Consider the following 20,833-nt stretch of genomic DNA (forward strand, 5'->3'; position numbering starts at 1 on the left):
GTGCTTTGAAGCAATTCGACAGCTATTTTTACCGGACTTTTTGAACATCCTCTAGTAGTATAGGCATATAAACACATTCAATTTTAAGTTCAGGAGGGGCAAATGAAAGATTTTTTTATTAAAATATTCAATAAAAACAAGCTCTCTTATCTTTTTCATATTGGACTTATTTCATTTTCCGCAGTTCTACTGATAGCTGTGGGTTTTTTAACTTTTTACAGGCCAGATATTAGTCTTTTAACAACAGAACTTAAGCAGTCAACAGAAATTTATGATGTGGACGGTGAGCTTGCTAGTAAAATAACCGCCAATAAAACAGAAGGAGCCTCGATAGAAGATATTCCTAGCCATGTGAAGAATGCTGTAGTCGCTATTGAGGATCATCGTTTTTATAAGCATACTGGTATTGATTATAAAGGGATTTTCCGCGCCGTTTATGTGAATATCAAGGCCGGCAAGGTAGTTGAAGGCGGAAGTACAATTACTCAACAATTAATAAAAATTGCTTTACTAGAACAGAATCGTACATTTAAAAGGAAGCTTGAGGAATTTTTTATAGCGAGAGAAGTAGAGAAGGAATATTCCAAAGATGAGATATTGGAAATGTACTTAAATCAAATTTACTTCGGTCATGGCGCTTGGGGAATAAAAAAAGCCGCACGGATTTATTTTGGCAAAGATGTGAATGACTTATCTTTATCGGAAGGGGCTATGCTTGCAGGAGTAATCAATATCCCGACAAAGCTTGATCCATATAACCACTATGATGCTGCACTGAAACGGAGAAATCTTGTTCTGACGAGGATGGTGACGAATGGATTTATCGATTTAGAGCAAGCTGAGCAAGCGAAACGTGAAGAGATTATTTTAGCCCATAATCAAAAAGGCGATCAATTGAAAGGGAAATATCCTTATTTTGTCGATGCGGTGTTAACAGAGGCTTCGAAAAAATATAATCTGGAAATTGATGAACTGTTGAGAGGTGGTTATAAGATTTATACAACTCTTGATCAACCTATCCAACAAGCCTTAGAAGAAGTGTATGAAAACGATGAAAACTTTCCAAAAGGAGTGACAGATGCGCTTGTTCAAAGTGGTATGGTATTGATTAACCCGAAAACGGGTGGAATAAATGCTCTAATGGGTGGCAGAGGGGAGCATCAATTTCTCGGCTACAATCGAGCGACTCAATTAAAGGCTTCACCGGGATCTACAATCAAGCCGTTAGCTGTGTATACACCAGCACTTGAAGCAGGGTATAAGTTAACCGATTTATTAGTAGATGAAAAAATGAGCTTTGGAGGATATGAGCCATCTAATGCTAATGGTCAATATGTAGGCGAAGTCCCGCTATTCGAAGCACTTATTAAATCATTGAATGTTCCTACCGTTTGGCTTATGAATGAAATTGGAATTGAGAAGTCCATCGGTTCATTGGAGCGTTTTGGCATTCCATTAACTAAAAACGACCGGAATTTATCGCTAGCACTCGGTGGAATGGAAAGGGGAGTGTCCCCACAGGAGATGGCTGAGGCATACTCTGTTTTTGCAAATAAAGGTGAACGAATTGAATCTCATACTATCGTGAAAATTGAGAATGCACAATGTCAAGAAGTTGCAGTATGGAAAGAAAAAAGTACGAAGGTTATCGAGAACAAAGTGGCAGACCAAATGAACCGATTGCTCTTAGGCGTGGTTGAATATGGCACGGGAAAGAATGCAGCAGTTCGGGGCTATGAAATTGCTGGTAAGACAGGCTCTGTACAAGTGACAATTCCAGGTATCAAAAATGGTGTAAAAGACCAATGGTTCGTAGGCTATACACCGTCATTAGTCGGAGCGGTCTGGGCAGGGTATGATCGTTCGGATAAAGACCATTATTTAACCACCCATAGTAGTCAAGGAACAGCACTTATTTTCCAAAAGGTTATGACGAATGTTCTTTTAAATGAGCAAGCGGAATCCTTTTATGTAGCAAGCTTGAAACCTCTAATAGAGGAACGGAAAAAAGAACTAGAAAAGCAAGAACGTGTACAATATTGGCGTGATAAAGGAAGTGAACTGAAGGATTCATGGGAAAAATGGTGGGAGAAGTTGCTTAAGAAATAAAGAAAAGCAATCACTAGGTTGTGAAGAAAAAGCGTCAAAACAGTCACTAAAATTTTTACTATTCGATACAAATAGTCACCTAAGCAACTGTGAAAGAGGCTGTCCTATAACAAAAGAGTCAAGATCCCACATCTACTACGTTTAGATTACGTGCAAATGACATAATAAACGATGTGAAGAGTGTGAAATCATGACTCTTTTGGGTAACTCGCCTTATAAATATGAGATGATTTGTTAAAATTCTATTAAAAAATTAGGTTAATAAGAAAACCAATTACCACGATTGCACCAATAATCATAAGAATTGCTCTCATTTATTCACTTCCTATTATCCATGATCGAACACTGAATGTTTATTTTAGTTCTCACAAGATTTTTTATCCTGGTTTAATAGCCTGTAAATCCCTAATTGGTAAGTTTGGGTCACACAGACGAAGAAATGAGGACACGGCGTACTTATGTCTCTGTTCGTTTAACCTTAATTCGTAGTATCGCTTTATCTACGGATAGTTTGCGATTTAGCGATACTAGAACGTGACTAAGCATTAGTGGGAGATGAAAAAACGCCCACTGATTGAAGTTTCTGTTTATTATTTATGTAAATGTTGTATGTAGTTTCTCGATGTTGTTGGCTAGGCTGACAACAATTTTTGATTTTGGATATGACATGTTGAATATGGTTACCGGCTATATGTATTTTTAGCTGTTTGCAATCTTTTAAAGTAAGCATGAAAGAAACAAGTTTAGATAAACGTTTTGGCTCCACAGTACGCGCTTCACATTGTAAGGTAATGGACCCGGGATAGTCCTTTATGACTTGGAATAATTCCGTGATTTGCCGGATATTTAGTTGTTCATTAATCGTAATTTGAGATATAGTTTGTTTCATAATTGAAGCCTCCATTTATGGGATTAATTAAGCTAGGTTCTGTTCTTCGATTTTCCATTGTTTTTATTAGATATGATAGATATGTACCCGAGCTTTTAATAAATAAAACCTTTCAAAGGTATAATGATAAAAGGAACCTAGTTAGAGAATCTTGAAATCCTATTTTTTGTAAGAAATATCTCAAGTGGTTAGCGAAATGATAAAAAGTAGAAGTTTTATATAGGAAGGAAGACTTTCATGTTAACTTTAATCAAAAACGGTGAAGTGTATGCTCCTGAATATCTAGGGAAAAAAGATGTTTTGTTGGTAGGGAAGCAAATCGGATTCGTGCAAGATACAATTGAAAGACCAGAAAATTTCGTCGAGATTGACGTAATCGACGCCACTAGTATGCTAGTCGTTCCAGGATTTATCGATGCGCATGTTCATCTCATTGGCGGTGGTGGAGAAGGTGGTTATAAGACGAGAACACCTGAAATTCAGCTAACAGATGCAACGCTCGCAGGAATTACAACGTTAGTCGGAGTTATTGGCACGGACGGTACGACAAGGACGATGCCTGCTTTATTGGCAAAAGCAAGAGCACTTGAAGAAGAAGGCATCACCTGTTTTGTGCAGACAGGCTCATATCAAGTACCAGTGAAAACACTGACAGGCAAAATAGAAGACGATCTTATCTTAGTTGATAAAATTATTGGCGTTGGGGAAATTGCAATTGCAGACCATCGTTCCTCACAGCCGACTGTGGAGGAAATCGCTAAACTTGCTTCCCAAGCTAGAAATGGTGGCCTTTTATCCGGGAAATCAGGTATCGTGAATATCCATGTAGGAGATAGCCATGATCATTTACAGGTAATCGAGGAAGTAGTAGAAAAAACAGAACTTCCAATTAGTCAGTTCTATCCTACGCATATCAATCGAAATCCTCACCTATTTGAAGCAGGAATTAACTTTGCCAAAAAAGGGGGCTATATAGATTTCACAACAAGCACTGTCCAACAATTCCTGGATGATGGAGAAGTAAAAGCAAGTACAGCCTTAAAACAAGCATTGGATGCAGGTGTCGAGCCTACGAAGATTACGTTTACCTCTGATGGACAAGCGAGCCTTCCGAATTTTGATGGGGGTGGAAATCTGCTTGGGCTGAATGTTGGGAAATGTATGTCCCTTTACGAGGCGGTTGTTGATGCGATTATTTGGGACGGTGTGTCGATTGAAGATGCAGTTAGAGTGGTCACAGAAAATCCAGCGAGTATTTTAAAATTAGTAGGAAAAGGCCGTATAGAAGCGAAGAAAGATGCGGATTTAATCTTACTAAACAAAGAAACGTACAAAATTGATACGGTCTTTGCAATGGGACAGAAAATGGTCGAGAACGGCGAAGCAATTGTAAAGGGCACATTTGAGAATTGAATAAACTAGAGGAATGAAGCAAATGTTACCTATTCAACTAAGGACGAACCCACTTTTAAAATCTTTATCAAAGTTGTTGTGTCATTTACCTAATAAAAACATACTATACAATTAACCCATGTAAGTACCTCCTCAAAAAAAAGGAGATGTTTGTGTATGTCAGGTTGTGTAGATGGTGGTTTTGGATTTGGCGGAGGTTTCGCCTTTATCGTTGTTTTGTTTATTCTGCTAATCATTGTTGGAGCTAGTTTCTGTGGTGGATTTGGCGGTGGAGTTGCTCCAGGATACGGATATGGTGGATACTGCTAAAATGTTTAAAAAAGCCGATCTAATTATAGGTCGGTTTCTTCGCGTTAGATTCCGCTTTTTAATGTCAGTATATGTATCAAAGATTTTCAAATCATTCATGCGTATTTATGAAGAATGAAACACTATTTAATAATATGGTAAAGTAAGAGGGGAATTTCGAATTGATATCGAATAGGAATCTCTAATAGGTGGGTTTCAGATAGAAAATAATAATCTTAACAAAATACATATTATTGGTTTTTAGTTGGGTGTGGAACAGTTAAATCGCTTTGACATATAAAAACAGGAGAATTAACCTTTCATTTGAGATAGAATGGACGTATATAGAAATATAAAGAGAAGAAAGGGATTGGGATGAAGATGAAATGTATTTCAATTGATTTAGATGGTACGTTGTTAAATCCTCAAGATGAAATTACTGAGGGAAATATAAGAGCTTTAGAAGAATTAAATGAAAAAGGTTATAAGCTCATTTTGAATACGGGAAGAGCTTATGCGGATGTCATAAAACTCAAAGCCGTACAAAAGATGGATGTTCCGATTTTTTGCGTAAATGGTTCTGTTCTGTACTCAGAAAGCGGAGAGATATTATATGAAGCAACCCTTTCTATTTCGACATATAAAAAGATATTCTCTATTTTACAAAAATTAGGGGTAGGTATTCTTGTCTATACGAATTATGGAGGATTCCCTTCTACTTTGCCACCACTACATCATAAGAGTAAAGAAGAACTGAATACTCTATTTCAGGAATATAATTACGATGACATTTTAAAACATGACAATCTTAAAATCTATAAATTAATTGCTTTGGTCCACCAAGAAGATGTGGAAAGAATTGAGGAAGTAATAAAGGCATTAGTGGATACCGATGACGTTACAATGGCTTCTTCATTCCCTAATAATTTAGAAATTACTTCACATGAAGCACATAAAGGGAAAGCATTGTTTCGATATCAAGAAATTATGAATCTATCGTTTGATGAGATCTATGCTTTTGGTGATGGGGGCAACGATCTTGCCCAATTTGAAGTAGCAACTAAGTCAGTTGCAATGGGAAATGCTCCCCTTCATATTCAACAAAAAGCGGATTTAATAACAAAGACAAATGACGAAGATGGGTTTGCTTATGCAGTGCGCCATCTTTTAAAATTAATAAAAATAGAAGAGGAAATATCAGAGACTACTGTTGTTTAAGAAAATTTAAGATAGCCGTAAGCATAAACGTAAACTAATGAGGGTATCCCAAAAGGGTCTGACCTAGCACTCGCTACACAGTACATAGTGTTTCTTACACTTTAATTAAGCTGTGTGCAGTAGTTGCGAGGTCGGACCTTTTATTTATGGAATATCCTCCTTTCTGCGTTAATTAGCTAACTGAATTCACTGTTTTTAGATGGTAGACGCTTAGACTTCTTTTTTGGTGACCATACTTGTAGCGATGAAAAATATGAATGGATCTTAATTGAACGGTTATCCGAAGAAGAATGGAGTACATACTTTGAGATCTTCCATACTACACTAAAAAAATCAAAAGAACGATTTAACACGGCTAAAAATAAAAGATACAAAATATATAAATGGTACTTTCAAATACATCTGATATTCTTTATGATAGGGGATATGGAAAAAATCGAAGGGATATGTAATCAATGTGGAGTAACATAAAAAGCAGGCTGGAGAAACTGTCACCTGCAAAGATTATTACAGGTTATTATTTAATGGCCGTAACTATATCAATTTTATTATTCAGTATTCCGGCAGTACATAAGCCTGGAGTCGAAGTGTCCTTTATTGATACAGTCTTTACAGCTGTAAGTGTGGTAAGTGATACAGGGTTGACTGTTTTTAATATTTCGGAAACATATAGTGTATTTGGGTATTTTGTCATTATGATCGTCTTGCAATTCGCGGGCCTTGGTATTATGGCCATTAGCACATTTTTCTGGATGATTTTAGGCCGGAAAATTGGATTACGGGGTCGACGGTTAATAATGGTCGATCATAATCAGCTCGCATTATCAGGACTTGTTCAATTAGTTAGGGAAATAATCAAGCTTATTATTCTTATCGAGCTTTTAGGGGCATTTATTCTAGGCGTGCATTTCTTGAACTATTATCCAACTTGGAAGGAAGCTTTTCTCCAAGGTTTATTTGCATCTGTAACTGCGACAACAAATGCCGGAATGGATATAACTGGTCAGTCTCTTGTTCCATATGCGAACGATTATTTTGTGCAATTAATAACGATTATCCTAATTATTCTTGGGGCGATTGGATTCCCAGTATTAATTGAAGTAAAGGAATTTTTAATTAGGAAAAAGACCGACCTTGAACATCCTTTCCGTTTTTCACTATTTACAAGATTGGCCACATCAACATATGGAATTCTTCTCGTGATTGGAACAATTCTTATTTTGCTATTTGAATATCAACATTATTTTAAGGATTTGACATGGCACAAAAGTTTTTTCTATGCTTTTTTCCAAGCAGCAACGACGAGAAGTGCAGGTCTCTCTACGATGGATGTGACCGAATTTACGCTGCCAACGCTCTTAGTTATGAGTGTTCTCATGTTTATTGGCGGATCCCCGACTTCAGTGGGCGGAGGAATTCGAACGACAACATTTGCTTTAAACATATTATTTATTTATCATTTTGCTAAAGGCAATCGTGATATCAAAGTCTTTAAGCGAGAGCTTCATCAAGATGATATCATGAAGTCACTGGCCATTACGCTATTGGCTATTGTCATGTGCTTTACTTCGGTAGTCGCAATCAGTATTTCTGATCCTTACCATCAGCTAATCGAGATCGTTTTTGAAGTTTGCTCTGCCTTCGGTACGGTAGGCTTGTCTATGGGAATCACCCCGGATCTTAGCATTTTTGGGAAATTCGTTCTCATGGTTTTGATGTTCATAGGAAGAATTGGCCTTACTTCATTCTTATTTATTATTGGCGGCAAGAAAAAGGAAACAAATTATCATTATCCGAAAGAGAGAGTTATTATAGGCTAATGGAAAAATTCGGGGATCGTTTTTTAGGACCCGGATTTTTTTATACCCAATTTTTCAGAAACTTGCCTCGGAGACCCTTCTCTTCGGGCACTACGATTCAGAAATCGAATTTGCGCGCCAGCTGACTCTGTTAATAAATTGTCTACTCTTAACTGTATCAATTGTAGCAGTGTTAACCGTTATATCTTAAAAAATAAACAAATCCTATATTTACAAATATAAAAATCCATTGTAGTATTTAGTTAAATACTTAAATGAATTTGAAAGGAATTAACCTATGAATAATGCGTTTAAGGCTCTTTCTGATCCGACCCGTAGAAAAATCTTGGACTTATTGAAGGATCGAGATTTAACAGCAGGGGAGATTTCAGATCATTTTAATATGACAAAGCCGAGCATTTCCCAGCACCTCAAATTATTGAAAAATGCTGATCTTGTGCAGGATGAGAAAAAAGGTCAGTATGTTGTCTATTCTTTAAATACGACGGTGTTTCAGGAATTAATCAGCTGGGCATTGGATTTTATCGATAAAGGAGATGGACAGAAATGAAGAAACATCTTTTACCTGTCTTATTGATAGCGGCCACCGCTATCTTATGGCTTGTATTCTATCAGCAGCTACCAACGCAAATACCGATACATTGGAACCTCAATGGAGTCGCAGATGGGTATGCCACGAAATTTAATGCAATGCTAATGAATATAGGTATGATGATCATTCTATACGTATTGTTGATTTTTTCACCTAAACTTGATCCGAAGAGGAAGAATTATCAGAAGTTTTCTAGATCTTATTCCATGATTACAATCGCCATTTTATTTTTTCTCTTTTTGATAAATGCCCTCGTTATTTTTACTGGAATAGGCTATGACATCCCTATCGGAAAAATAGTTCCATTTATCGTTGGATTCTTGTTTATCGTACTGGGAAATTATATGCATTCCGTCAAACCGAATTATTTTGTCGGAATTAGAACACCATGGACATTGAGTAATGATACGGTTTGGAAAAAAACGCATCGCTTTGGGTCACGGATCTTTATTCTAGCAGGATTCTTATTTATAATTTCTCCTTTTTTACCAGATTCTCTTGTTAGGATATTCATGTTTCCAGTTATTTTTCTAATCATTATCTTACCTATTGTCTATTCGTATTGGGTATATCGGAGAATGGATATGGAGTGAATGTGATAAGAGACCTTTGTAACCTTTTGGATCAGTCTATTAATGAGCTCACCAAAACGCTCTCCTTTATGGGATTTTGAGAAATATAGTGATGAAGGAGATGTAATGGAACTGTCTGTAAATGATAATACAGTAAAATAGACACAAGAAACCATGCAGCAATTTACATGGTTTCTCTCATCCTAACAGAAAAGGATTATAACAAGTCTTGTCCAAGATAAAACTATTTTCGGGTAGATCCTCCATACCGATCTTCCCAATTAGAACATTCATATAATACATTATCCAAGAAATTATCCCAATAACAATGGCTGTACTTGTGACAGCAATCTTTATTCGAATGCTTGCCAGAATGGTTCCTATTTCCGTGACTCATGAAAACACCCCCTCTATACAAATATAGTATATTCTTGTTCGCTAAAATTGATTGGACTAGTCGACATATTAAACTCATTTCAAACATGTATGAATATAGGATGAATGGGGCTTCCTTTATTAATAAAAAAATAACGGATTTTACAATCATTTCATACATTTAAGTATTTACTTAAATAACTAATTAAAAAGGAGAGAGCCATTATGGAATATCTTCAACTTTTATTTCCAATTATTATTTTTGAACTTATTTTAAAAGGTATTGCACTCAGGGATTTACTCAAACGAGAAAGGAGTATGGTGAAAGGCGAGAATAAGCTGGTTTGGGTACTAGTGATTATACTGATTAGCACAATTGGGCCGATTTTCTACTTAATATTCGGAAGAAAAACTGATTGAGATTCGGGAGGAAAGATGAATGATGATACATTGTGAGAATGTTACGAAAAAGTATAATTCATTTCAGGCACTAAATGGAATTAGTTTTTCAATTGAAGGAAATGGCTGTTTCGGCTTTCTCGGCAAAAATGGTGCTGGGAAGACGACAGCAATTCGCATGTTGGTAGGACTTTCTGAACCGACTTCGGGAATTGTGAAAGTGAACGGTTTAGATGTTCAAAAAGAGAAAGAAAAATTAACTGAAACAATGGGCTATTTACCTCAACACCCAGCATTTTATGAATATATGACAGGGAGAGAATGGATGCAATGGGTCGGCCAGCTATTTCGTTTAGAGAAGAAGACGATTGAAGAGCGAGCAAAAAGCTTATTGCAGGAGTGTGGAATATGGGAGGCGCGCAATCGGAAAATTTCAGGCTATAGCGGAGGCATGAAACAAAGACTAGGACTTGCACAAGCATTAATGAATCAGCCTAAACTATTAATTCTTGATGAACCAGTATCTGCTTTAGACCCTGTTGGACGTCATGAAATGTTAATGATGATTATGAAATTGAAGGAGAACATGATGATTTTTATGTCCAGCCACATACTGGATGATGTTGAAAAAGTAGCGGATCACATCATTATGATTGATAAAGGAGAGATGGTTTTGGCATCTGATATACAAGAACTAAAATCAATGTATACAAGTCCAGTCATTCGTTTTTCAATTTCAGAAGCAAAGCGAGCGTTAACAAAGGTTCTCGATGAACAGGTATGGGTTAAAAATATTCAAGTGAACATTAATGACTATATCTTGACTGTAAAGGATATGAATATAGCGGGTGCTCAATTGCCGAAACTTATTTCTCAATCAGGTGCCATGCTTATTTCCTATCAGGTAGATACACCTTCTTTGGAAGATATCTTTTTAAGAAAGGTGCGTTAATATGATGATATTCATGAGAATGTTCCAAAAAGAATGGAAAGAACTGATGGGTACGTACAAAATCATTTTCGTTCCGATCGCCTTTGCTGTCTTAATGATTAGTTTTCCAATTTCAATGAAACTTTTGCCCGATTTATTAGCGCGTGAAATGCCGGAAGGAGCTGTTATTGAAATCCCAGAACTATCTACATCAGAAATGATGTCAGCTGCATTTAGTAATTTTGAACTAATTGGTGTCATTATACTAATTCTTATTTCAATGGGAAGTATTGCTGGTGAAAGAGAAAAAGGAGTAGCTGCGATGGTGCTTGTCAAACCAGTCAGCAGAGCGGTTTACCTACTCGCAAAATGGTCGGCGTATTCGTTGTTTGCAGTTGGGAGTTTTATCTTTGGAATGCTGTTAACCGCTTATTATACGAACTTATTATTTTCAGAGAATTTAATTTGGGCAGATACAATCGGCGGCCTCTTGCTTTATCTCCCGATTATCGTTTTAATTATCACTCTCTCAATCTGTGCTTCATCTTTTTCCAAAAGTGCAGTCACAGCTGGGTTTATCTCCCTTGTCCTTTACTTGCTGATTATGAATGTTCCTAAATTCCTACAAGCACGATGGGTAGATTATTTGCCGCATGGTTTGGTAAATGGAGCTAATGAGTTTATGAAAGGAAATATAATTGATTTAGCAGGGCCTTTACTTGGCGTATTTTTCTTAATCGTTCTTGTTTTGGCAGTAGGCATTGTCCAATTAAAAAGGCAGGAAATATAATATAGAAAGTCGAAGGATAGCGATTGGGCTATCCTTTTTAAAGTTAATCTCGGTTTAACGGGCTGTAATACTCCATATCAATTTTTTTAAGAGCAATCATTTGAGGATGAAAAAAACCACTGATGGAAGTTTCACTTTGTTAAATGGTGGATAAAACGGTCTTTTATAACCGGTATAACAGTTTTCACAATCTGAATTTAATGTGATTGAAAAGGGCAAAGGCTATATAGATGAAGCTCATCGATTATTGTTAGGCTATTTGTAATCACCTCTAAATAGGTAATTTTTTCTTAATAAGGGAACACTACGAATGATGAGTTAGGAGGAGTGCAATGAGCCAAGCGATGAAAATGATATGGATGTACATGATGATTGCGGCGATCATTATTTCCCAGATTACAATAACGAGTCCTGGTCTAGCAAAGACAAGGGATACTACGGTCCAAGACTTGATTGTTTTTCAAAATATCCCTCAAATAGAAACAACTTCAGGGAAATTATTTGTGTTAAAAGCGATCCAAAGATACGAAGATGGTCATTTTGAACACACAACATCAGAGGTGAAATGGCAATCAACGAATCCTAAGGTAGCAAAGGTTGATCAACTAGGAAATGTAAAATTCACGGGTAAGAATGGAAGCGCGCAGATTAAGGTTTCAAAAGGGAAATTAAAAGATCAGATTGGCGTTCGTTACAAGGGGCAAGGTGAACTTGTGAAGAAAAAAGGGAAAAGATATGATGTAATCAATCAAGCGATAAAAAAAATGGCACTGGAAGAAAAGGTTGGCCAAATGTTGATGCCAGACTTCCGAACGTGGGAAGGCAGTCATGTAACGAAAATGCTTCCAGAGATTTACGCACTTGTTAAGAAGTATCATTTAGGTGGGGTTATATTATTCCAAGAAAATGTCGTATCAACAGAGCAAACAACGAGACTTGTTGCGGATTATCAACAAGCAGCTGAGAAATATGGATTGCTGATGACAATGGATCAGGAAGGTGGAGCTGTTACGCGGCTGCAATCTGGAACAGATATGCCTGGAAATATGGCATTGGGTGCCACTCGTTCTCCTGAATTAACTTCGAGGGTAGGACTGGCGATTGGAGAGGAATTAGCCTCACTCGGCATTAACATGAACTTTGCACCTGACATGGATGTGAATAATAATCCTGATAACCCAGTGATCGGGGTTCGATCATTTGGAGAGGATCCAAAGCTTGTGGCTGAACTTGGGACTGCTTATGCTAAAGGGTTGCAAACAGCTGGAGTTGCAGCGACGGCCAAGCATTTCCCGGGGCATGGAGATACCGCTGTCGACTCTCATCTTGGTCTACCTGAAGTACCCTATGACAAAGAGAGGCTAAAAGAGGTTGAACTTTATCCTTTTCAAAAGGCAATGGAGGCAAATATTGATGCGATTATGACCGCGCATGTTACCTTTCCTAAAATCGATAATACAAAGGTCATCTCGCAAAAAACGGGAGAAGAAATTGCACTACCAGCAACATTATCATACAAAGTCTTAACGGAATTGATGAGAAATGAATTGAAATTTGAGGGAGTTATTACGACAGACGCGATGAATATGAATGCCATTGCCGAGCATTTCGGATCAGTCGATGCGGCAATTCGTGCTGTAAAAGCGGGTGCAGATATCGTATTAATGCCTGTTGGTTTGGAAGATGTTGCTAATGGTTTAGTTGAAGCGGTAAAAACAAAGGAACTATCAGAAAAAAGAATTGAACAATCTGTTGAGAGAATTCTTACATTGAAAATAAAGCGGGGAATTATGAAGGAAGAAACACCTCAGCTAATTTCTGAAAAAGTCGCTTATGCGCTGGATGTTATTGGGTCTCCAGAGCATAAACAAATTGAAAAAGAAGCAGCTGAAAAATCGATTACGCTTGTAAAAAACAATCACGTATTGCCGTTACAACTTAATGAAGGGGATGAAATTGTCGTCCTTGGACGAACATATCTCACTGATTTAGCAAACGCGGTTAAAAAACACCATCAACATATAACGGTTATTGAGGCCAATGCAAACTATCCTCTAGCAGCTGAACAATTGGAAAGGATTCGTGATGCTAAAGCCGTCATTATCGGATCAGACACTTCGACAGTAGCAGACCGTTTACTTGAGAACCCGCAAATGAAAATGATTAATCAAGTGATTGCTGAAACAAATGCTCCAGTGATCGGAATCGGCATCCGTAATCCATATGATGTTATGGCATTTCCAGCGATTGATTCGTATCTCGCCATGTACGGATTTAGACCAGTAAGTTTTGAAGCCGCTGGAGCCGCTATCTTTGGGGAAATCACTCCTCAAGGTAAGCTACCAGTCGCTATTCCAACACTAGATGGTAGTGGAATGCTATATGAATATGGTCATGGACTTACCTTGTAAAAGGAGGAGGGCTAATGTTGAAGAAAAAGTATCTCGCGATTTTGACCATGGCTCTCATTTTTTCATCACTATCCATTGCTTGGGCGGAAAGCGAGAAATCAAACAAGGATAAAGGAATGGTAGATAAAAAGTTCAAATTAGGCGTTGAAGTATTGCTTACAGAACAAAAGAAGTTACTTCAAGGAAAAAGAGTTGGGCTCATCACGAACCCAACTGGGGTGGATCAGGAGCTTACTAATATTGTTGATCTCTTAAACGACGAAGATGATATGAAACTAACTGCTTTATACGGACCAGAACATGGTGTCCGCGGCTCTGCAAAGGCTGGCGAATATGTGGAGTTCTATATCGATGATAAAACAGGACTCCCTGTTTATAGTTTGTACGGTCAAACAAGGAAACCAACACCTGAAATGCTAGAAAATATTGATGTACTTTTGTTTGACATTCAAGATGTCGGAACACGATTCTACACGTATATTTATACAATGGCCTATGCAATGGAAGCTGCAAAGGAAAAAGGCATCCCAATCATCGTATTAGACCGCCCAAATCCATTGACGGGTACGGCCGTTGAAGGGACCGTTTTAGACATGAAGTATGCTTCTTTTGTAGGGAATTACGCCATTCCACTAAGACATGGAATGACGATAGGGGAATTGGCACAGCTGTTTAATAGCAAGTTCAAAATCGATGCTGATTTAACCGTTGTCAAGATGAAAGGCTGGAAGCGGGACGTGTATTATGATGAGACACCTTTGCAATTTGTCCTTCCTTCGCCAAACATGCCCACTCTTGATACGGCTATCGTCTATCCGGGCATAGCTTTGTTTGAAGGTACGAATATTTCAGAAGGGAGAGGAACAACAAAGCCTTTTGAACTAATTGGCGCACCATTTATCGATGGAACGGAGTTGGCCCAGCAGTTGAACACGCTCAAATTATCTGGGGTAATTTTTCGGCCGGTATCCTTTACACCGACCACATCTAAGTTTGCTAATCAGCTATCTCATGGTGTGCAGATCCATATAACCGATCGGAAGAAATTTCAACCGTTTGACACAGGCGTTCATATGGTAAAGGCCGTTCATGATTTATATCCAGATCAATTCCAATTCCAAGCTGCAAATCGTGCGGGAATCTCATTTTTTGACCAACTTGTAGGGAATGGTTGGATCCGACAAGGAATTGAAGAAAGACGAAGCGTGAAAGATATGAAGAAGCAATGGGAAAAAGAATTATATGACTTTAAGAAAACAAGGTCTCAGTATTTACTTTATTAATGGAACATCTATAGATGGTGGCAAGACTCGATAATCGACATATAAACAACTTAAAGGTCATCCGATCATAATGTGGATGGCCTTCTTTGTTTTGTATGAATCTGGAGACTTTTTATCTTCAGTGACTATGCGCAACGTTAAGCGCTTGAAATATTAAGATTTTTTAATAACTTTTCAAAATCTTAATATTATTTGAAAAAAATAATGGTAAACTAATAGTAATCACTGTTGAAGAGGGTGGATTTGATGAGTTTTAATCAAGTTAAGGGTGAATTTGTATCGTGCCTTAAGGCGTGTATCATTGCAATCATGATTGTTTTAATTTGCCGTACCTTTCTATTTACGCCCACTTTGGTGAGTGGTGAATCCATGATGCCTAATTATCAGGATGGTAATTATGTAATCATCAGTAAAATGAGTGAGATTGATCGGTTTGATACAGTCGTCTTTCGGGCCCCTAGCGGAGATGGAAACTATGTGAAACGAGTAATTGGTCTGCCTGGGGATACGGTGGAAATGAAAGATGACCTTTTATATATCAATGGAGAACCGAATCCAGAATCCTATTTATTGAAAGCGAAGCAACAACTCAAAGCGACAACGCTGCTGACCGGAGATTTTACCTTAAAAAGTGTGACAGGATTTTCGATGGTCCCTGAAGGATATGTTTTTGTTTTAGGAGATAACCGATTGGTTAGTAATGATAGCAGGTATTTTGGGTATATTCCTATGAAATCCATCATTGGGGAAGTGAAATTCAAGGTGTGGCCATTTAAGAATCAACAGGTAAAATAGAAAGTGATTCATGAAGAGATTTTTTCAACTTTTTCGTCAAGTTATCTTTTATGATATAGATATTTCTAAAAAATTCAAATAATTTTAAATATAAAAAATAGGGATTGACAAAGAGATTAACTGATAGTAATCTATTTTACATAAATGTACAAAAAGACTAATGTGTGGGAGGCGAACGTGATGATGACATTTGTTATACGAGATCATAAACGTAGCAATTTGAATACAATCACAGCCTACCTATGTACTTTGTCTTGACATTTTGACAGAGTTATTAACGGGTGCTTACATCAAGCGCAGGCTGCGAAAATATCGTGGCTTGCGCTTTTTCTATTGTTTGCGTTCTTTTTTGAACGTAAAGGTATGTAAAAGCTTTCGCTATGTGGCGGGAGCTTTTTGTTTTTATTGAAATAGATGCATTCGCATCCTTTCAATATAAGGAAGAAGAACCTTAAGGAGGAACCGAAAATGAAAGTACTTAAAAATGTGAGACTATTCAATGTCTGTGATCCAGAAAGTGGCTAGGAAGAGCTGATTTGAAAACAAGGGAGGAAAATAGATGTTTTCGATTTTTAGAAAATTGTCGTGGTATTTTAAAGAACAATGGAAACGATACACGATAGCGATTTTATTTTTATGCTTGGTAAATATCATGGAGGTCATACCACCTAAGCTGATTGGGATGGCAATTGATGACATTAATAATGGAGCATTAACTCGTGAGGGGATCATTCGGTATATCGTTTATTTAGCAGTCGTTGGCCTAGTAAGCTATCTTTTCGGTTATCTATGGAGTTACTTATTGTTTGGCGGCGGTCACTTGGTCGAACGTAAGCTAAGGACTGGGTTTATGGGACATCTGTTAAAAATGACCCCTACTTTTTATGAAAAAAATCGAACTGGCGATTTGATGGCGAGAGCAACCAATGATTTAAAAGCGATCTCCATGACGGCTGGATTTGGGATATTAACTCTTGCTGATGCTGTTTTGTTTACGTTAACGATAATGCTTGTGATGGGAATGACGGTCAGTTGGACTTTAACAATCGCGGCCGTTTTACCTCTGCCAATTATGGCAGTTATGATGCAAGTATATGGAAAAAGAATTCATAAACGTTTTACAGAAGCACAAACTGCTTTTGGAAATTTAAATGATAAAGTGCTTGAATCCGTTGCGGGGGTTCGGGTGATTCGAGCTTATGTTCAAGAACGGGAAGATGAGCGCCGTTTTGATGAAATGACGGAAGATGTCTATAAGAAGAACCTGGAAGTAGCGAAAATTGATTCACTGTTTGACCCGACTATCTCTATACTTGTTGGAATCAGTTATTTGATTGGTCTTGGGTATGGTGCCTATATGGTGTTTCAGCAGCTAATCACACTCGGCAATCTTGTATCCTTTAATGTCTATTTAGGCATGTTGATTTGGCCAATGATCGCGATGGGTGAGCTAATTAATATCATGCAGCGTGGGAATGCTTCTCTTGATCGTCTCACTGAAACGATGTCCTATGAAGTAGATGTGAAAAATGAACCTAGTGCAGGACTGATTGGTCATCCTGAAGATCTATCATTTGATTCTGTCCACTTTACGTACCCAAAGTCTGAAGTGGTGAACCTAGACCAAGTATCTGTAAAGATTGGACGCGGGCAAACATTAGGAATTGTCGGGAAAACAGGAAGCGGGAAAACGACATTTGTTAAACAGCTCCTACGGGAATACCCGCTTGGAGAGGGCGTACTTTCGATTGCAGGAATCCCTATTAATCAGTTGATGATTGAAGAAGTCCGCGGGTGGATTGGCTATGTACCGCAAGATCATTTTCTTTTTTCAAGATCCGTAAAAGATAATATTTTGTTTGGAAAAATGGATGCTACAGCTGAGGAGTTAGCGAAGGCCATTCGCTTGGCAGATTTCGAGAAAGATCTCGAAATGCTTCCTGAAAAGCTTGAAACACTTGTTGGTGAAAAAGGGGTTGCTCTATCAGGTGGGCAAAAACAACGAATTTCGATTGCGAGGGCATTGATTAAAGATCCAGAGATCTTGATTCTCGATGATTCATTGTCTGCAGTGGATGCGAAAACAGAAACAACTATCATTGAAAATATCCAAAGAGAGCGTGCCAGTAAAACGACGATTATCACGACCCATCGCCTGTCTGCTGTTGCGCATGCCCAATGGATTCTTGTACTCGATAACGGTAAGGTGATTGAAGAAGGTAGGCATGAAGATCTACTTGCTTTAGGCGGCTGGTATAAGAAGCAATATGAACGTCAACAAGTAGAAGCAGGAACTGTGAGGTGAACGTATGAAAGTCGCAAAAAAACTATACCAATATGCAACTCTATATAAAAAATTAATTATTGGTGCGCTCATCCTGTTAACCATCTCCGTAGCCGCTGATTTAACAGGACCGTTCATTGCTAAGAAAATCATAGATTCCCATATTCTAGGCATTGAATCAAAATGGTACGAAACAGAAGAAAGTAAAGACGCTGTTTTTTACCAAGGGAACTGGTATAAACGTACTGACTATTTTACAAATCATGAAACGAGAGGGCAGGAAGTCAGGGTTCTACAAGTTGGGATCAAATTTGTCTTTGTGGAAGGTGCAGTACCGTTTGAAGGTAGCCGGAAATTGGATGGGTCGACGTTAATAATTACGAAAGATGGGCAATCGGAGAGGTTTCCTGCAACTGTTTTAGGAAAACAAGACTTAATGAGCTTTTATCAACCAGAGATTGCTAGAATCCTCATGCTTGTAGCTTTTTATTTCGGTCTTGTTTTAATCTCCTCGCTGTTTCAATTTTTCCAAAGTTATTATTTACAAAAATCAGCAAATCGAATTATTCAACGGATGCGTAATGACCTCTTCACACATATGTCGAGGCTGCCGATTCGCTATTTTGATAATTTACCAGCTGGCAAAGTTGTTGCGAGGATTACGAATGATACAGAAGCAATCCGTGAGTTGTATGTAACGGTTCTTGCGAATTTTTTCTCAAGTACGATTAATATTATCGGGGTGTTCATTGCCTTATTCATCTTGAACCCACCGATCGCACTGGTAGCTCTCGTTCTTGTTCCAATCCTTGTGATTTGGACGATCATTTACCGGAAGTTTGCTTCAAAGTATAACCATATCATTCGAGCAAGAATCAGTGATATTAATGGAATGATCAATGAATCGATTTCTGGGATGACAATCATTCAAGCATTTAACCAAGGAAAAAGTGCAAAGGAATCTTTTGAAAAGTTGAACCAAGAGCATTTTACGTACCAAAATAAAATGCTGAACTTAAATTCACTCACAAGCCATAATTTAATTGGCGTATTAAAAACCATTGCATTGGTGCTGTTCATCTGGTATTTCGGTGGCATGTCATTGACCGTTTCAAGTGCTATTTCTTTAGGGATGTTGTATGCGGTTGTAGATTTTATCAATCGTTTATTGCATCCAGTTCAAGGAATCGTCAACCAGTTCGCAAACCTAGAGCAAGCGTTAGTGGCTGGAGAACGAGCATTCAGCTTGTTGGATGAACCTGGAATTTCAGTCGAGGATCAAAGCATTCCGCGTTACAAAGGAAATGTGGAATTTAAAGATGTGTCATTTGGTTATAAAGAAAATGAATATGTGTTAAAGGATATTACTTTTCAAGCGAAACAAGGGGAAACTGTTGCATTGGTGGGTCACACTGGATCAGGAAAAAGCTCGATTATGAATTTACTATTTCGATTCTATGATACGAATAAAGGGCAAATTATGATTGATGGGAAAAACATTCAAGAAATTCCGCATCAACCCCTTAGGGAGCATATGGGGATCGTGCTTCAAGATCCTTATTTATTCACAGGTACAATTGCCTCCAATATTAACCTTGAAAATGAGGTGATTTCTCGGAGTGAGATTGAAAAAGCACTACGTGATGTTGGTGGAGATAAAGTATTAAGTCACTTATCAAAAGGATTAGATGAACCGGTTATTGAAAAAGGCAGCACGCTTTCATCTGGACAACGACAACTCATCTCATTTGCCCGGGCACTCGCCTTTAACCCGGCTGTTCTCATTTTAGATGAAGCGACCGCAAGCATTGATACGGAGACAGAAGCCATCATTCAGTCTGGGATGGAAGTCTTGAAAAAAGGCAGAACAACTTTCATCATTGCTCATCGACTCTCAACGATTAGAAACGCGGATCAAATTCTTGTGCTTGATAAAGGACGAATTGTTGAAAATGGAAATCATGATGAATTGATGATTCAAAAAGGAAAGTATTATCAAATGTATGAATTGCAGCAAGGCCAGAAGAATGAGGCTGCAGGATAACAATAAATAGATAGTAGACGGCTTTATACTAATTGGATACTCTTACTATATTAGTAAACGGAGGATTTCTATCTAGTATGGAGCCGTTTTTTTGTATGAAGGACAAGGGGACGGGTCTTCGCGACTTACTCATATAGCTAATCTACTTAGCGGGTATACTTATATGATCGAGAAAGCATCCGAAAATCCGGCTCCGCACCGCCACCTTCATAAGGTGATACAATTTGAAAATCAGAACCTTTTCCATTGTTGACTTCGTTGGGCTTAGAGCAGACGCTCATGGATATTTTTATAGATTAATTGAATGAAATAACGACAAGTTTGGAGAATATGCGTTAATATTTAAAAATACGTGTCAAAATCCCAAAATATGTATCAAATCCGAAATGCCTCATTTACACGAATTCATTAATCTCCTTATTTAATAAATCGAACTCAAAAATATGCGTAAAAACAAGAAAGTTCTTTTGTCATATCTTTTATATGACAACATATATAGCATGTAAACACTTCTTTAAAAGAATCCATTGTATTTCCTTTATTTGTGTAGTATTTTCATATAAAATGGAAATAAAAAGGCCTGATAGAAAAATAATCTAATTGAATGCAGTGAATGGAGT

General features: G+C 37.7%; 16 protein-coding genes. 15 read left to right on the top strand and 1 reads right to left on the bottom strand.

The annotated features are described in order from the left end of the window. Positions 1-102: 102 nt before the first annotated feature. Positions 103-2,109, top strand: a complete 2,007-nt coding sequence (locus JNUCC23_RS05875; RefSeq protein WP_454214775.1) for a transglycosylase domain-containing protein — start codon at positions 103-105, stop codon at positions 2,107-2,109. A gap of 538 nt (positions 2,110-2,647) precedes the next feature. Here the strand turns inward: JNUCC23_RS05875 and JNUCC23_RS05880 are convergent. After that, positions 2,648-2,998 (bottom strand): hypothetical protein, encoded by a 351-nt coding sequence (locus JNUCC23_RS05880; RefSeq protein WP_403072424.1) that lies wholly within the window; start codon positions 2,996-2,998, stop codon positions 2,648-2,650. A 237-nt stretch (positions 2,999-3,235) separates the two neighbouring features. Between JNUCC23_RS05880 and iadA the strand changes: the two genes are divergently transcribed. From iadA to JNUCC23_RS05950, 14 genes are all read left to right on the top strand, one after another. Then, entirely contained in the window at positions 3,236-4,411 is a 1,176-nt protein-coding gene (gene iadA / locus JNUCC23_RS05885) for a beta-aspartyl-peptidase (RefSeq protein ID WP_454214777.1), read from the top strand. A gap of 156 nt (positions 4,412-4,567) precedes the next feature. Continuing rightward, positions 4,568-4,720, top strand: coding sequence for a YjcZ family sporulation protein (locus tag JNUCC23_RS05890; RefSeq protein WP_082675071.1), 153 nt, complete (start codon positions 4,568-4,570; stop codon positions 4,718-4,720). Positions 4,721-5,074: 354 nt separating this feature from the next. Then, positions 5,075-5,917 carry an HAD family hydrolase gene (locus JNUCC23_RS05895; protein WP_454214779.1) on the top strand — a complete coding sequence of 281 codons (843 nt, stop codon included), beginning with the start codon at positions 5,075-5,077 and terminating at the stop codon, positions 5,915-5,917. Between the two features lie 455 nt (positions 5,918-6,372). Next, on the top strand, positions 6,373-7,737 hold the full coding sequence (locus tag JNUCC23_RS05900) for a TrkH family potassium uptake protein (RefSeq protein WP_403072432.1): 1,365 nt from the start codon (positions 6,373-6,375) through the stop codon (positions 7,735-7,737). Positions 7,738-8,014: 277 nt separating this feature from the next. Then, positions 8,015-8,287, top strand: a complete 273-nt coding sequence (locus JNUCC23_RS05905) for an autorepressor SdpR family transcription factor (protein ID WP_062182503.1) — start codon at positions 8,015-8,017, stop codon at positions 8,285-8,287. Continuing rightward, on the top strand, positions 8,284-8,922 hold the full coding sequence (locus JNUCC23_RS05910) for an SdpI family protein (protein ID WP_454214782.1): 639 nt from the start codon (positions 8,284-8,286) through the stop codon (positions 8,920-8,922). Before JNUCC23_RS05905 ends, JNUCC23_RS05910 begins: the two co-directional genes overlap by 4 nt. 579 nt (positions 8,923-9,501) lie before the next feature. Then, positions 9,502-9,696: a PLDc N-terminal domain-containing protein gene (locus tag JNUCC23_RS05915; protein WP_062182497.1), complete on the top strand. Its 195-nt coding sequence runs from the start codon at positions 9,502-9,504 to the stop codon at positions 9,694-9,696. A gap of 19 nt (positions 9,697-9,715) precedes the next feature. Beyond that, a complete protein-coding gene (locus JNUCC23_RS05920; RefSeq protein ID WP_454214784.1) occupies positions 9,716-10,627 on the top strand; it encodes an ABC transporter ATP-binding protein in 912 nt (303 codons plus the stop codon). A gap of 1 nt (position 10,628) precedes the next feature. Continuing rightward, positions 10,629-11,396, top strand: coding sequence for an ABC transporter permease (locus JNUCC23_RS05925; RefSeq protein WP_454214786.1), 768 nt, complete (start codon positions 10,629-10,631; stop codon positions 11,394-11,396). 332 nt (positions 11,397-11,728) lie between these two features. Then, on the top strand, positions 11,729-13,807 hold the full coding sequence (locus JNUCC23_RS05930) for a glycoside hydrolase family 3 N-terminal domain-containing protein (protein WP_454214788.1): 2,079 nt from the start codon (positions 11,729-11,731) through the stop codon (positions 13,805-13,807). Between the two features lie 17 nt (positions 13,808-13,824). After that, entirely contained in the window at positions 13,825-15,090 is a 1,266-nt protein-coding gene (locus tag JNUCC23_RS05935) for an exo-beta-N-acetylmuramidase NamZ family protein (protein ID WP_403073964.1), read from the top strand. 246 nt (positions 15,091-15,336) lie between these two features. Next, positions 15,337-15,885, top strand: coding sequence for a signal peptidase I (gene lepB, locus JNUCC23_RS05940; protein ID WP_062182488.1), 549 nt, complete (start codon positions 15,337-15,339; stop codon positions 15,883-15,885). Positions 15,886-16,444: 559 nt separating this feature from the next. Further along, positions 16,445-18,190, top strand: a complete 1,746-nt coding sequence (locus tag JNUCC23_RS05945; protein ID WP_403072450.1) for an ABC transporter ATP-binding protein — start codon at positions 16,445-16,447, stop codon at positions 18,188-18,190. 4 nt (positions 18,191-18,194) lie between these two features. Continuing rightward, positions 18,195-20,213: an ABC transporter ATP-binding protein gene (locus JNUCC23_RS05950; RefSeq protein WP_454214791.1), complete on the top strand. Its 2,019-nt coding sequence runs from the start codon at positions 18,195-18,197 to the stop codon at positions 20,211-20,213. The last annotated feature ends 620 nt before the right edge of the window (positions 20,214-20,833 follow it).

The organism is Peribacillus sp. JNUCC 23, from assembly GCF_053653995.1.

Coding starts and splice junctions, on each gene's coding strand:
- JNUCC23_RS05875 (WP_454214775.1), top strand. CDS start 103: ATGAAAGATTTTTTTATTAAAATATTCAATAAAAACAAGCTCTCTTAT.
- JNUCC23_RS05880 (WP_403072424.1), bottom strand. CDS start 2,998: ATGAAACAAACTATATCTCAAATTACGATTAATGAACAACTAAATATC.
- iadA (WP_454214777.1), top strand. CDS start 3,236: ATGTTAACTTTAATCAAAAACGGTGAAGTGTATGCTCCTGAATATCTA.
- JNUCC23_RS05890 (WP_082675071.1), top strand. CDS start 4,568: ATGTCAGGTTGTGTAGATGGTGGTTTTGGATTTGGCGGAGGTTTCGCC.
- JNUCC23_RS05895 (WP_454214779.1), top strand. CDS start 5,075: ATGAAGATGAAATGTATTTCAATTGATTTAGATGGTACGTTGTTAAAT.
- JNUCC23_RS05900 (WP_403072432.1), top strand. CDS start 6,373: ATGTGGAGTAACATAAAAAGCAGGCTGGAGAAACTGTCACCTGCAAAG.
- JNUCC23_RS05905 (WP_062182503.1), top strand. CDS start 8,015: ATGAATAATGCGTTTAAGGCTCTTTCTGATCCGACCCGTAGAAAAATC.
- JNUCC23_RS05910 (WP_454214782.1), top strand. CDS start 8,284: ATGAAGAAACATCTTTTACCTGTCTTATTGATAGCGGCCACCGCTATC.
- JNUCC23_RS05915 (WP_062182497.1), top strand. CDS start 9,502: ATGGAATATCTTCAACTTTTATTTCCAATTATTATTTTTGAACTTATT.
- JNUCC23_RS05920 (WP_454214784.1), top strand. CDS start 9,716: ATGATGATACATTGTGAGAATGTTACGAAAAAGTATAATTCATTTCAG.
- JNUCC23_RS05925 (WP_454214786.1), top strand. CDS start 10,629: ATGATGATATTCATGAGAATGTTCCAAAAAGAATGGAAAGAACTGATG.
- JNUCC23_RS05930 (WP_454214788.1), top strand. CDS start 11,729: ATGAGCCAAGCGATGAAAATGATATGGATGTACATGATGATTGCGGCG.
- lepB (WP_062182488.1), top strand. CDS start 15,337: ATGAGTTTTAATCAAGTTAAGGGTGAATTTGTATCGTGCCTTAAGGCG.
- JNUCC23_RS05945 (WP_403072450.1), top strand. CDS start 16,445: ATGTTTTCGATTTTTAGAAAATTGTCGTGGTATTTTAAAGAACAATGG.
- JNUCC23_RS05950 (WP_454214791.1), top strand. CDS start 18,195: ATGAAAGTCGCAAAAAAACTATACCAATATGCAACTCTATATAAAAAA.